The organism is Achromobacter sp. 1L-A-4-B-C2, from assembly GCF_057291955.1.
Window position 1 is genome coordinate 155659 of the sequence record NZ_JBXAWP010000001.1, and the last position, 11849, is coordinate 167507.

At 64.9% G+C, this 11849-nt stretch carries 14 protein-coding genes; 3 read left to right on the top strand and 11 right to left on the bottom strand.

What is annotated here, in order from left to right:
• Positions 1-13: 13 nt before the first annotated feature.
• The 5 genes from AC0Z35_RS00735 to AC0Z35_RS00755 all read right to left on the bottom strand — a co-directional run bounded on the left by AC0Z35_RS00735 (position 14) and on the right by AC0Z35_RS00755 (position 3651).
• The gene (locus AC0Z35_RS00735) at positions 14-1204 is read right to left on the bottom strand and encodes a 5-(carboxyamino)imidazole ribonucleotide synthase (RefSeq protein WP_314359863.1); all 1191 of its coding nucleotides are present in this window, start codon (positions 1202-1204) and stop codon (positions 14-16) included.
• Positions 1201-1731: a 5-(carboxyamino)imidazole ribonucleotide mutase gene (gene purE, locus AC0Z35_RS00740; RefSeq protein WP_046804417.1), complete on the bottom strand. Its 531-nt coding sequence runs from the start codon at positions 1729-1731 to the stop codon at positions 1201-1203. Before purE ends, AC0Z35_RS00735 begins: the two co-directional genes overlap by 4 nt.
• A 106-nt stretch (positions 1732-1837) precedes the next feature.
• Positions 1838-2410: a disulfide bond formation protein B gene (locus tag AC0Z35_RS00745; protein ID WP_314359861.1), complete on the bottom strand. Its 573-nt coding sequence runs from the start codon at positions 2408-2410 to the stop codon at positions 1838-1840.
• Positions 2411-2420: 10 nt separating this feature from the next.
• Positions 2421-2579, bottom strand: coding sequence for a DUF5993 family protein (locus tag AC0Z35_RS00750; RefSeq protein WP_046804415.1), 159 nt, complete (start codon positions 2577-2579; stop codon positions 2421-2423).
• Positions 2580-2769: 190 nt separating this feature from the next.
• Positions 2770-3651: a phosphoribosylaminoimidazolesuccinocarboxamide synthase gene (locus AC0Z35_RS00755; protein WP_046804414.1), complete on the bottom strand. Its 882-nt coding sequence runs from the start codon at positions 3649-3651 to the stop codon at positions 2770-2772.
• A gap of 242 nt (positions 3652-3893) precedes the next feature.
• Between AC0Z35_RS00755 and AC0Z35_RS00760 the strand changes: the two genes are divergently transcribed.
• The gene (locus tag AC0Z35_RS00760) at positions 3894-4349 is read left to right on the top strand and encodes a GFA family protein (protein WP_485131581.1); all 456 of its coding nucleotides are present in this window, start codon (positions 3894-3896) and stop codon (positions 4347-4349) included.
• A 105-nt stretch (positions 4350-4454) separates the two neighbouring features.
• Here the strand turns inward: AC0Z35_RS00760 and fba are convergent, their stop codons facing one another.
• Together fba and AC0Z35_RS00770 are read right to left on the bottom strand one after the other, a co-directional pair.
• The gene (gene fba, locus AC0Z35_RS00765; protein ID WP_046804412.1) at positions 4455-5519 is read right to left on the bottom strand and encodes a class II fructose-bisphosphate aldolase; all 1065 of its coding nucleotides are present in this window, start codon (positions 5517-5519) and stop codon (positions 4455-4457) included.
• Positions 5520-5706: 187 nt separating this feature from the next.
• A complete protein-coding gene (locus AC0Z35_RS00770) occupies positions 5707-6606 on the bottom strand; it encodes an SMP-30/gluconolactonase/LRE family protein (RefSeq protein WP_485131580.1) in 900 nt (299 codons plus the stop codon).
• A 292-nt stretch (positions 6607-6898) separates the two neighbouring features.
• Here AC0Z35_RS00770 and AC0Z35_RS00775 point away from each other — a divergent pair, with 292 nt between their 5' ends.
• Entirely contained in the window at positions 6899-8140 is a 1242-nt protein-coding gene (locus AC0Z35_RS00775; RefSeq protein WP_104144615.1) for a dicarboxylate/amino acid:cation symporter, read from the top strand.
• A gap of 167 nt (positions 8141-8307) precedes the next feature.
• The gene (locus AC0Z35_RS00780) at positions 8308-8682 is read left to right on the top strand and encodes a hypothetical protein (protein ID WP_046804404.1); all 375 of its coding nucleotides are present in this window, start codon (positions 8308-8310) and stop codon (positions 8680-8682) included.
• A gap of 115 nt (positions 8683-8797) precedes the next feature.
• Here the strand turns inward: AC0Z35_RS00780 and AC0Z35_RS00785 are convergent, their stop codons facing one another.
• From AC0Z35_RS00785 to phnL, 4 genes are all read right to left on the bottom strand, one after another.
• Complete coding sequence (locus AC0Z35_RS00785) at positions 8798-9232, bottom strand: hypothetical protein (protein WP_046804403.1); 435 nt, start codon at positions 9230-9232, stop codon at positions 8798-8800.
• A 125-nt stretch (positions 9233-9357) separates the two neighbouring features.
• Positions 9358-9900, bottom strand: a complete 543-nt coding sequence (locus tag AC0Z35_RS00790) for an MOSC domain-containing protein (protein WP_104144580.1) — start codon at positions 9898-9900, stop codon at positions 9358-9360.
• Between the two features lie 25 nt (positions 9901-9925).
• Entirely contained in the window at positions 9926-11125 is a 1200-nt protein-coding gene (locus AC0Z35_RS00795; protein WP_485131579.1) for an alpha-D-ribose 1-methylphosphonate 5-triphosphate diphosphatase, read from the bottom strand.
• On the bottom strand, positions 11107-11847 hold the full coding sequence (gene phnL, locus AC0Z35_RS00800) for a phosphonate C-P lyase system protein PhnL (RefSeq protein ID WP_485131578.1): 741 nt from the start codon (positions 11845-11847) through the stop codon (positions 11107-11109). The genes AC0Z35_RS00795 and phnL overlap by 19 nt, the downstream gene beginning before the upstream one ends.
• Between the last annotated feature and the right edge of the window lie 2 nt (positions 11848-11849).

Genomic DNA, 11849 nt, shown 5'->3' on the forward strand with positions numbered 1-11849 from the left:
CGTGACTCGGGCGTTACTCGGGCGCCTGCATGCCCAGCGCGGCAGCCACGCTCGCGGCATCGCTGCGGGCCTGCTCCAGCGTGGGCGCCACGATGGTGATGTGACCCATCTTGCGGGCGCGACGCGCATCGCGCTTGCCATACAGGTGCAGCTTGGCGGTGGGCACCGCCAGGGCCGCCGCCCAATCGGGTTCGCGCTGCTGCGTGGCCGTGGGCGATTCGTACCAGATGTCGCCCAGGATGTTCAGCATGACGGCGGGCGCCAAGAGCGCCGTGCTGCCCAGCGGCAAACCCGCCATGGCACGTGCCTGCTGTTCGAACTGGCTGGTGACGCAGGCGTTCATCGTGTAGTGACCGCTGTTGTGCGGACGCGGCGCGATCTCGTTGACGATCAGGCTGCCGTCTTTCAGCACGAAGAATTCCACGCACAGCACGCCGTGATAGCCCAGGCCTTGCGCAATGGATTGCGCGGCTTCGGTCGCGCGGGCCTGCCGTTCGGCATGCGCGGCGTCCGACTGCACGGGCGCGGCGGTGGACACCGCCAGGATGCCGTCGCGGTGCACGTTGCGCGCCACCGGGAAGACGACGCTTGCGCCGTCGAAACCGCGCGCCAGCACCACCGAGATTTCGTAGTCCAGCGGCATCAGCGCTTCCAGCACGCAGGCCACGCCGCCAAATTCGGCGAAGGCGGCCAGCGCTTCGTCGCGCGTGCTGATGCGGGCCTGGCCCTTGCCGTCATAGCCCAGGCGCGCCACTTTCAGGATGCCGGGAAACAAGGCGTCGGGCGCGGCGCGCAGGTCTGCTTCGGTGCGGATGGCGGCGTGCGGCGCCACGGCGATGCCTTGCGAGGCGATGAAGGTCTTTTCGGCGATGCGGTCCTGCACGATGGCGACGGCGTCGGCGGCCGGGCTGACGCGGCAACGCGTGGCTAGCGTACGCAGGCTGTCGGCAGGGACGTTTTCGAATTCGGTGGTGACGGCCTGGCAGGTCTGGGCCAAACGGGCCAGCCCGGCTTCGTCGTCATAGGCGGCCTGGATGTGCAGGTCGGCCACCATGCCCGCGGGGCATTCGTCGGCCGGGTCCAGCACCGCGACCTTGTAGCCCAGGCTTTGCGCCGCATGGCAGAACATGCGGCCCAATTGGCCGCCGCCCAACAAGCCCAACCAGCCACCGGGAGCGATCATGAAAGAAGTGGATTGGCTCATACGATCGACGCCTCGGGCGGAACCTTCATGTCGCGCGCGGCTTGCGTCTGGCGGGCGCGGAACGCCACCAGCTTCTGATGCAGGTCCGCATCGGTGCCGGCCAGCGTGGCAATCACGTGCAGCGCCGCGTTGGCGGCGCCCGCTTCGCCGATGGCGAACGTGGCCACCGGCACGCCCTTGGGCATCTGCACAATGGACAGCAGAGAATCTTCGCCGCGCAGGTATTTGGACGGCACCGGCACGCCAAACACCGGCACTTCGGTCAGCGCCGCCATCATGCCCGGCAGGTGCGCCGCGCCGCCAGCGCCGGCGATGATGCCGCGCAGGCCACGGCCATGCGCGGCCGCGCCGTATTCGGCCATGTCCTGCGGCATGCGGTGCGCGGAAATCACGCGCGCCTCATAGGCCACGCCGAAATCCTCAAGCATGCTGACCGCGTGCTTCATGACCTCCCAATCGCTGGAAGATCCCATAATCACGCCCACCACGGGCGAGGCCTTGGCCGCTGCGGAAGTCTTGGCTGTCATAACCGGTGTCAAAGAGGGTAAGACCGCGGAAACCTGCCCGCGGAATGTCAATGGACCGCGGATCCAGTCCGCGAAACCCGGTATTTTACCCGGCGCGCGCGGCAGGCTATGGCGCGGTGGCCTTGGGCAGCCACAGATAGGTGTCCGGGTTGTCCGGGCACGGGCCAAAACCGCATTCCAGCGTGGTGCCGCCGACGTTGGCCAGCGTCATGACAAAAAACAGGGCCATGACCAGGATGCCCAGCGCCGACACGGGCTTTTTCAGCATGGTGTCGCCCCATTTGCGGTCGGCCGTCTGCATCAGCACGCAGAAGACGATGATGGCCGCAAACGCAATGAACGCCCAGGTATAGAAGTGCATGCCCAGGAATGGCGAGCCATAGCCGGGATCGCCGGGCGCCAGGTGCAGCAGCACTTGCCGGCCCGAGGCGACCATGCCGCCCAGCGACGCCGCGATGCTCATCGCGTAATGCATGGGGGACGGGCCCAGGCGCAGGTTCAGCAGGAACCCCACGCCGGCCAGAATCAGCGCCACGCGTTGCAGCAGGCACAGCGGGCACGGCAGTTCGTCATAAATGAGTTGCCAGGCGAACGCCATGGCCAGGATGCCGGTCACGCCCAGCAGCGCCAGCCCATTGATGACACGCGAGCCACGCGCCGGATTACCAGAGAAGATCATCGCCCGGCCTTTACAGCGACAACGCCAGCGGCGTATTCATGTGATGCACGCACCAGGCCGCGAAGATCAGCAAGGTCAGCAGCCAGAAGGTCACGCATGGACGGCGACGGCCCAGCACGCCAAACCACACGGCGATCAGGCCAGTCAGAAACGGCAACATCATGATCATGCGACGGGCTCCTGTCGGCGGCGTCCTGTAAGCAACCGAGGAGTATAACGTAACAATCCGACATATTTGTTATCGAAAGCCCGGATGCGCGCGCGGCGAACTTATGCGTCCCCCCAAAGAAAAAACCCGCTCGGTGGACTCACCGGCGGGTTTGTTTTCGTCTAGGCGGCGTCAACGGCGCCCGACGGGATCAGGCAATCAGGCGGTCCAGCGCTTCGCGGTACTTGGCGGCGGTCTTTTCCAGCACTTCTTGCGGCAGGCGCGGGGCGGGCGGGGTCTTGTCCCAGGTCTGGGTTTCCAGCCAGTCGCGCACGAACTGCTTGTCGAACGACGGGGGGCTGATGCCCACGCGGTAGCCGTCGGCCGGCCAGAAGCGCGACGAATCGGGCGTCAGCACTTCGTCCATCAAGTGCAGCGTGCCGTTATCGTCCAGGCCGAATTCAAACTTGGTATCGGCAATGATGATGCCCTTGGTGGCGGCAAAGCGCGCGGCTTCGGCGTACAGCTTGAGGGTCACGTCGCGGATGCGTTCGGCCATTTCCTGACCCACTTCCTTGACCACGTGCGCGAAGTCCACGTTTTCGTCGTGCATGCCGAATTCGGCCTTGGCGGCGGGCGTGAAGATCGGTTCGGGCAATTGGCTGGCCTGTTGCAGGCCGGCGGGCAACTGGATGCCGCAGACGCTGCCGGTGGCCTGGTAGTCTTTCCAGCCGGAGCCGATCAGGTAGCCGCGTGCAACGGCCTCCACCAAAATCGGCTTCAGGCGCTTGACCACGACGGCGCGTCCGCGCACCTGGTCAACTTCGTCCGGCGCCACCACGTCTTCGGGCTTCACGCCGGTGGAGTGGTTCGGCAGGATGTGGGCCAGCTTCTGCAACCAGAATTCGGTCAGCTCGGTCAGCACCTGTCCTTTGCCGGGAATGGGGTCGTCAAGAATCACGTCGAACGCGGAGATACGATCCGACGCGACGATCAGCAACTTGTCGTCGCCCACCGCGTACATATCGCGCACCTTACCGCGGCCCAGCAGCGGCAAGGACTTGATGCTGGATTGATGCAAAGCAGAAGTCACGGGAATGGCCTATGGCAAAAATGAAGATTCCCGCCACGGGCGAGCGCCAGGGCGGGAAGTAGAACGAAATCGAAACTTGCGCAAAAGGCGGCATGGCCTGTGCAAGACGCATAGATTACTGCAAATATGCCCGTCTTGCCGGGCGGCAAGGGCCGGGTTAGCCTCTGATTCCCGACTCACGATTCGCGCCGACCGCCCCAGCCGCGTCACGGCGCAGACCTCACGCCCGGAGACAAAGCCGTATGCAGGATGCTTCCCTTAAACGCCCGTCCGCCGCCGACGCGCAGGTACACCTGACTGGCGGTTGCCAGTGCGGCGCGATCCGTTACGCCGTCACCGACGAACCCATCACCGCCGCCACCTGCCACTGCCGCGACTGCCAATATTCCAGCGGCGGCGCGCCGGCCCATGCGTTGATCTTTCCCGCCGGCTCGATCACGATGCTGCGCGGCCAGGCCAAGGAACACCGCTACAAGGGCGATTCGGGCCACACGGTGATGCGCAGCTTCTGCGCGGCCTGTGGCACGCCGCTGTTCGGCGGCTCGGAAGGCATGGCTTACGAGGTGGTGCGCGCGGGCTCGCTGGATGATCCGGAAGCCTTTCATGCGAAGGTGTCGATGTGGACGAGTTCGGCGCCGTCCTGGCATCACATCGATCGCAGCATGCCGCACTTTCCGCAAAACTCGCCGCCGGCCTGAACCGCGGGTTGACGCGTCCGCCCAAGAACAAAGGGGCGGGTCCACTACGGACCCGCCCCTTTTTGCATCACCGCGTCGCCGCCCGATGGCAGCGGCGTGGCAGGCTTATTGCACCACTTGCGACAGCTTGCCCGACGCGTATTGCGCGGCGATTTCCGTCAGCGGCAGCGCGCGGATCTTGCTGGCGTTGCCGGCGGTGCCGAATTCCGTGTAGCGAGCCACACAGATCGCCTTGGCGGCGGCGCGGGCGGGCTTCAGGTATTCGCGCGGGTCGAACTTTTCGGGGTTCTCGGCAAAGAAGCGGCGGATCGCGCCGGTCATGGCCAGACGGATATCGGTGTCGATATTGATCTTGCGCACGCCGTACTTGATGGCTTCCTGGATTTCCTCGACCGGCACGCCGTAGGTTTCCTTCATGTTGCCGCCGAATTCGCGGATTTCAGCCAGCAGTTCCTGCGGCACGCTGGAACTGCCGTGCATCACCAGGTGGGTGTTGGGCAGGCGGGCGTGGATTTCCTTGATGCGGGAAATCGACAGGATGTCGCCGGTGGGCTTGCGCGTGAACTTGTAGGCGCCGTGGCTGGTGCCGATGGCAATCGCCAGCGCGTCCAGCTGGGTGCGGCGCACGAAGTCGGCGGCTTGTTCCGGGTCGGTCAGCAGCTGGTCCATGGTCAGCTTGCCGTCGGCGCCGTGGCCGTCTTCCTTGTCGCCTTCCATGGTTTCCAGGGAACCCAGGCAGCCCAGTTCGCCTTCAACCGTCACGCCCAGCTTGTGGGCGACGTCCACCACCTTCTTGGTGACTTCGACGTTGTAGTCGTAGTCGGCAATGGTCTTGCCGTCTTCTTTCAGCGAACCGTCCATCATCACGCTGGAGAAGCCCAGGTCGATGGCGCCTTGGCAGACCTTGGGCGACTGGCCGTGATCCTGGTGCATCACGACGGGGATGTGCGGGTAGGACTCAACCGCGGCCTGGATCAGGTGCTTCAGGAAGCCTTCGCCCGCGTACTTGCGCGCGCCGGCCGAGGCTTGCATGATCACCGGGCTGTCGGTCTCCGCAGCGGCTTCCATGATGGCCTGGACCTGTTCCAGGTTGTTGACGTTGAAAGCCGGAATGCCGTAGCCGTTCTCGGCGGCGTGGTCGAGCAACTGGCGCATGGAGACTAGGGCCATGAGTGGTCCTCCTAAGTACTGTTTATTGAAATGGTTGAAGGCTTGCTGAATGGGGTGATTTTACGGGGGTTTCCAGGAAAGGTCTTGCAACCGCCGGTATCCAGTCCATTCAGCCGAGGACGGAAGGCGTACAACCGGTCTACGCCTTCAACCTCCACCCAGCCCCCGCCCGACTCCGGCCCCGGTCTCAGGGCCGACCGGCGTGCGGTACGTCCACCCGAGTCGTCAGAATGCGGGCTTCGGGCTTGGCGCGGCGGTTTGCCTCGATGAAATCCGGCGCGGCCGCCATGAACAGCGTGCAGCCGTCCGGACCGCCCAGCGCCGCGGCGAAGATGCCGAATTCGCCGGTATCGATCTGTTCCAGAATGGCGCCGCCCCGCTCCACCCGCACGATGCGCTTGCCGATGGCGTCCGCCACCCACAGCGTGCCCTCGGCATCCAGCGCGCCGCCATCCGGCGCGATGGCCGACGCGGCGATCAGCACCGACAGGTCGTCGCTATCCGGCAACGGGCCGAAGTTGGCCCAGTCGCGGCGCGGACCCAGTGCCCCCGTGGGCAGGATGTCGAATTCCGAGATCCGGTTGCCGAACGTCTCGTTGACAATCAACGTGTTGCCATCCGGCGTGATGAACGAGCCATTGGGAAAGCACAGCCCATCGGCCACAGCCTGCGCAACGCCGTCCGTGTCGACGCGCACCAGCGTCGTGGTCGCGACGGGTTCGCCCGCCATCAAATCGAAACCGAAGTTGCCGACGTACGCCCGGCCCTGCGCATCCACCACCATGTCGTTGATCGGGCCGCCCGCCAGCGAGGACAAATCCGCATGCACGCTTAGCGTGGCGTCAGCTTCCCGGCGCAACACCTTGCGGTCTTTCATGGATGAGATCAGCAAGCGGCCATCAGGCAGCCAGCCCAGGCCCGAGGGCTGCTGGGGCACGCGGCAGATCAGCTCAATATTGCCCTTCAGATCCACGGCGATGACCTGCCCGGTATAGAAGTCCGACGCCCACAAGCGGTCTTCGTGCCATCGCAAGCCCTCTAGGTAGGTGTATCCCGTTGCCAGCACGGACAGTTCGCGTTTCGGCATTGCCTTGTCTCCTGTTATCGCCCCATCGGGGCCGGCTTTTCAAATGCGCCGCATGGCCGATGCGTTCGGCCGGGCGGACCCATTCTGTCACGTCAAAGGTGTTACGGATATGTCCCCAAGATGACAACTGACTGTCAGGTGGCGGGCGTTAACATCGCGCCCCAAGGGAAAACCCGTACCCCGGGATTTGCCTTGGCATCCCCCAAACCGGACCGCCTTTCCCGCCCCATGCCGGCGGGCCGACCCCCACCCCGGGGCGCTATGCGGCGGGTCCCTTGTTTCCGTTTTGATCATGAATACAAAGAAGCTGACGCGTTACATCGGCATCGCCATGGTGCTGGGCGTCGTGGTGGGCTACGTGTGCAACAAGACGGCGCAGGACGCGAAGCACGCAGCGGAAATTGCGTCGTACTTCAGCCTGGTCACGGACATCTTCCTGCGCATGATCAAGATGATCATCGCGCCGCTGGTCTTCGCGACGCTGGTGTCGGGCCTGGCCAGCATGAGCGACGCGAACGCCGTGGGCCGCATTGGCCTGCGCGCCATGGTCTGGTTCATCGCGGCGTCCGCCGTGTCCTTGCTGCTGGGCCTGCTGCTGGTCAATATCTTCCAGCCGGGCGCACACATGAACCTGGCGATTCCGGACACGGGCATCACCTCGGGCCTGAAGACGGGCGACTTCACGCTCAAGGCCTTCATTGCGCACGTGTTCCCCAAGAGCATCGCCGAAGCGATGGCCAACAACGAGATCTTGCAGATTTTGGTGTTCTCGCTGTTCTTTGGCGCAGCGTTGTCGTTCATACGCGGCAAGGGCCACCACACGATCTACACCATGATCGACGAGCTGGCCAAGATCATGTTCCGCGTCACCGACTACGTGATGCGCTTTGCGCCGCTGGGCGTGTTCGCCGCCATGGCCGCCGCCATCACCACCGAAGGCCTGGGCGTGCTGGTCAGCTACGGCAAGTTGATCGGCGAGTTCTACCTGGGCCTGGCGCTGCTGTGGGCCATTCTGTTTGGCGTCGGTTACCTGTTCCTGGGCAAGTCCACGCGCCGCCTGGGCGGGCTGATCAAAGAGCCGACCTTGCTGGCATTTTCCACGGCCAGCAGCGAATCGGCCTATCCGAAGACCATCGAAGCACTGGAACGCTTCGGCGTGTCCAAGCGCATTTCGGGCTTTGTACTGCCGCTGGGGTATTCGTTCAATCTGGACGGCTCGATGATGTATCAGTCGTTCGCCGTCCTGTTCATTGCGCAGGCTTACAACATTGAGATGAGCTTTGCGCAGCAGTTGACGCTGTTGCTGGTGCTGATGGTGACCAGCAAGGGCATGGCGGGCGTGGCGCGCGCGTCGCTGGTCGTGGTGGCCGCCACCCTGCCGATGTTCCATTTGCCGGAAGCGGGCCTGCTGCTGATCATGGGCATCGACCAGTTTTTCGACATGGGCCGCACCGCGACCAATGTGGTGGGCAACAGCCTGGCCACCGCCGTCATTGCGAAACTGGAAGACGACCGCGACGATGCGGCGGCTTGATCGGGCTGTTGGATCGGGCTGTTGGATCGGGCTGCTTGATCGGGCCACGTAATCGGGCCACATGATCGGGCGCTTGACCGCGCCGCAAGCGCGGGCGCAACATAGGCTTCCCGTTCTTGACCTGCGGCGCGGCGTGCCATCCGGCAGCGCCCGCCCCATGCAATGCCATGACACCCCTCCCCCTGCGCGGCATCCTGGCGGCAATCGCCCTGGTTGCCGCCGCTGACGCAAACGCCTGGACCCGCATTTCCTGCGACCTGGCCGGCACAGTCACCACGCCCGCGCTACAGATGCGGCAAAGCCGCACCGACGGCACGACGCTGTCTCAAACCACGTTTCGTATCAAGGTCAAGGCGGCCGACATTCCGGAAGGCGCGCGCGCGGATACGGATTGCACCGAATTCGTAAACCGCGAAATGGACGTGTCGCTGGAGGACACGCCGCCCGGCCAGATTCGCCAGGGCAAGCCAATCAAGCTGCGCTACCGCTACGACGAATCGTTGGGGCAAAGCCTGTCGACAAAATTCGAGCTGGTCCGCTGAAGACCCCGCCGCCGCCACGAGGGCGGATCGGCGGAGCGCGCAACCTGCTTTCAGTGCTGGGTCAGGCTTTCAGTGCTTGATCGGACTGTCAGCGCCTGGCCGGGTTTTCAACTGCTTAGTCGTTGACCGAGCACGACACCGGCGCGCCGTCTTCGAATTCGACGTCATACGTGTGGACCGGATCCCACGGCAGCGTGAACCACAGTTCGTAGCCGTCGCCGTCTTCGTCGAACAGCCACAACGCGCGCAGCACGGCTTTTTCGGCCATAGCGTCGGCGGTTTCTTCCTGCAGCAACTGGTCGTCTTCCAGACCCAGCTTTTTGTAGTGCTCGTACGAATAGTTATCCAGCAGGAACTCGGCCGCTGCCAGGATGTGATCGTCAAGATTGTCGATGATGCCCTTGACCACCTTGGAGGCGCCGCTGTCGGGCTCTTCGCCATCCGTCTGGATCATGACGTGAATGGGGGGCCGGCCATCGCCGGCAGGCACGTTTTCGGCCGCCCACAGATCGGGTTCTTCGGGGTCTTGGGTGAAATTGAATCGTGCCATTGCGCGCTCCGGAAAATTGGATGGCGAGCCGAAAAAGTATCGGCTGCGCCTCAGGCCGTTACGCCTTTCGCCATTTAACCAGATGCGCGGCGACCCGTCTGTGGCTGCCCGCGATGTTTTTGACGCTACACCCGTTCCAGTGCCAAATGCGGCAGTGCGGGAAGCTCGGTTCGGATACTGTCGCCCGGGCAGACCGCCCCGCCCTCGATCACAATCCCCATCACGCCGGCGCGCCGTTGCAGGCTGCCGTCCGGGTTGCGGCCCAGCACGGCGGCCATCAGACCTTTCTGATATTGGTCCAGTTGCACGCACGGATTGCGCAACCCGGTGATTTCGATGATTGCGTCTTCGCCGATACGCAGTCGCGCCCCGCGTGGCAACGCCAACAGGTCAATACCGCGCGTGGTGATGTTTTCGCCCATCGTGCCTTCGGCCACATTGAAGCCGGCCAGTTGCAGCTCGTCGTGCAGTTCCGCCTGAATCAGATGCACCTGGCGCAGGTTGGGCTGCGTGGGGTCGGCCCGCACGCGCGAGCGATGCTTGACGGTCACCCCCTGATGCGCGTCGCCTTCGACGCCCAGCCCCTTGACCAGCAGGATGGTCGGCACGACCGGCTTGCTGAACGCATGCGTTGCGCTTAGCGCCACGGCAATCACGATCGGATTCATCGCGGTACTCCGGAAAAACAGGGTGTCATGCCGCCTCGCGTTGCGCTTCGGGCGACGCCGCCGCGTGCGTGCGCGTCGGCAGATAGTGCGTGGAGAATACCAGCCGGCCGGCCGACCAGGTGTGACTGATCAGTGACAGCGCGCCAACTTGTGCCACTGCCACCAGATCCGCCCGCTGGCCCACCGCGATCCGGCCCCGATCGGCCAGCCCGCAGGCGTCGGCCGGGTTTGCCGTGACCAGCGCGATGGCTTGCGGCCAGCTCAGGTCGGTTTGCGCCGCCACGGCGAATGCGGCGGCGATCAGCGTGGACGGTTGGTAGTCCGAACACAGGCAGCTGGCCACGCCCGCGCGGATGGCGTCGATGGCGCGCATCGACCCGCTCTGGCTTTGCCCGCGCAACACGTTGGGCGCCCCAAGAATGGTGGGCAGGCCGCAGGAAACCGCCGCGCGCGCCGTGTCCAGCGTGATGGGGAATTCGCTCATCGACACGCCCAGGTTACGCATCGTGGCGATGCGCTGCACGGAATCGTCGTCATGGCTGGCGGTGGCGATGCCCAGCGCATGCGCGTGCGCCAGCAGTGCCTGCACGCGCGTCACCGCCCCGTCCTTGGCGCGTGTCTTGGCGTGGGCCGCCTCTTCGGCCTGCTCGCGGCTCATGGCGTGGTTGCCCATCATGTATTGCAGATAGGATTCCAGCGTCTTGAACTGCCCCTGCCCCGGCGAATGGTCCATCACCGACAACAGGTCCACCGCGCCCTCGTCCATCAATGCGCGCAATACGTCCACCGAGGTTGGGTCGGTGACTTCGTAGCGGCAATGCACGCGGTTGTCCACCAGGCTGTGCGGGCGGAACGCATGCACCGCGCGCACCACCTGCGCCGCCGTCTGGTTGTTGCGCACGCCCCATTCATTGTTGGCGAAAGACAGCGCATGAAAAGGCGTGGTGATGCCCGCGGCGGCGTTGCGACGGTCGACCTGCGCCACCGCGAAATCGAACGGAAACAGCACGCGCGAGCGAGGCTCCGCTTCCTTTTCGATGGCGTCGCAATGCAGGTCGATCAAGCCGGGCATCAAGGTCTGGCCTTGCAGGTCCACCACGCGGTCCGCCCGCGCGCCGTCCGGCTCGATGGCCACGATGCGGCCGTCATCGATCAGCACCGCGCTGTTCTCCAGCACGCGGTCGGGCATGATCACGCGGGCATGGGTCAGGTATGAGCTTGGCATGAGGGCTCCAGGGCAAGCGAGGCGGGCGGCGCGGGGCGCAGCGCCAGGGTTTGGGTGGCAACGGCGTCGCGCACTTCGGCGTCGTGAAAGATGCCCAGCAGGCAGCGGCCCGCCGCCAGTGCTTCGTGGATCAGAGCGATCACCACGCGGCGGTTGTCGGCATCCAACGACGCCGTGGGTTCGTCCAGCAACAGAATCGGATGGCGCGCAATAAAGCCGCGCGCGATGTTGACGCGCTGCTGCTCGCCGCCAGAAAACGTGGCGGGCGCCAGGCCCCACAAACGCGGCGGCACATTCAAGCGTTGCAGCAAGGCGCCGGCCTGCTCGCGCGCATCGGCGGCGTCCACGCCCGCCACGCGCAGCGGCTCGGCCACCACGTCCAGCGCGGACACCCGGGGAATGACGCGCAGGAACTGGCTGACGTAGCCGATGACGTCGCGGCGCAGCGCCAGGATGCGCTGTTCGGGCGCGCCCACCAGCTCGACCCATTCATCATGGGCGCGCACGCGGATGCTGCCTTCGGTGGCCAGGTAGTTGCCATACAGGCAACGCAGCAAGGTGCTTTTTCCGGTGCCCGACGGGCCGGCCAGCACCAGGCAATCGCCGGCGGCGGCGGTCATGTCCACGGCATCCAGCACGGGCAGATGCATGCCGCCCTGGTTGTGCAGCGTGAACCGTTTCACCAGCCCCCGCACTTCGATCATGGGTGAGGATGCATGCATGG

Bases quoted from the DNA above. Each gene is read 5' to 3' on its own strand.
- AC0Z35_RS00780 (WP_046804404.1), top strand. From the start codon at position 8,308: ATGACACCCCTCCCCCTGCGCGGCATCCTGGCGGCAATCGCCCTGGTT.
- AC0Z35_RS00750 (WP_046804415.1), bottom strand. From the start codon at position 2,579: ATGATCATGATGTTGCCGTTTCTGACTGGCCTGATCGCCGTGTGGTTT.
- AC0Z35_RS00745 (WP_314359861.1), bottom strand. From the start codon at position 2,410: ATGATCTTCTCTGGTAATCCGGCGCGTGGCTCGCGTGTCATCAATGGG.
- AC0Z35_RS00795 (WP_485131579.1), bottom strand. From the start codon at position 11,125: ATGCCAAGCTCATACCTGACCCATGCCCGCGTGATCATGCCCGACCGC.
- AC0Z35_RS00735 (WP_314359863.1), bottom strand. From the start codon at position 1,204: ATGAGCCAATCCACTTCTTTCATGATCGCTCCCGGTGGCTGGTTGGGC.
- AC0Z35_RS00775 (WP_104144615.1), top strand. From the start codon at position 6,899: ATGAATACAAAGAAGCTGACGCGTTACATCGGCATCGCCATGGTGCTG.
- AC0Z35_RS00785 (WP_046804403.1), bottom strand. From the start codon at position 9,232: ATGGCACGATTCAATTTCACCCAAGACCCCGAAGAACCCGATCTGTGG.
- fba (WP_046804412.1), bottom strand. From the start codon at position 5,519: ATGGCCCTAGTCTCCATGCGCCAGTTGCTCGACCACGCCGCCGAGAAC.
- AC0Z35_RS00790 (WP_104144580.1), bottom strand. From the start codon at position 9,900: ATGAATCCGATCGTGATTGCCGTGGCGCTAAGCGCAACGCATGCGTTC.
- AC0Z35_RS00760 (WP_485131581.1), top strand. From the start codon at position 3,894: ATGCAGGATGCTTCCCTTAAACGCCCGTCCGCCGCCGACGCGCAGGTA.
- phnL (WP_485131578.1), bottom strand. From the start codon at position 11,847: ATGCATGCATCCTCACCCATGATCGAAGTGCGGGGGCTGGTGAAACGG.
- purE (WP_046804417.1), bottom strand. From the start codon at position 1,731: ATGACAGCCAAGACTTCCGCAGCGGCCAAGGCCTCGCCCGTGGTGGGC.
- AC0Z35_RS00770 (WP_485131580.1), bottom strand. From the start codon at position 6,606: ATGCCGAAACGCGAACTGTCCGTGCTGGCAACGGGATACACCTACCTA.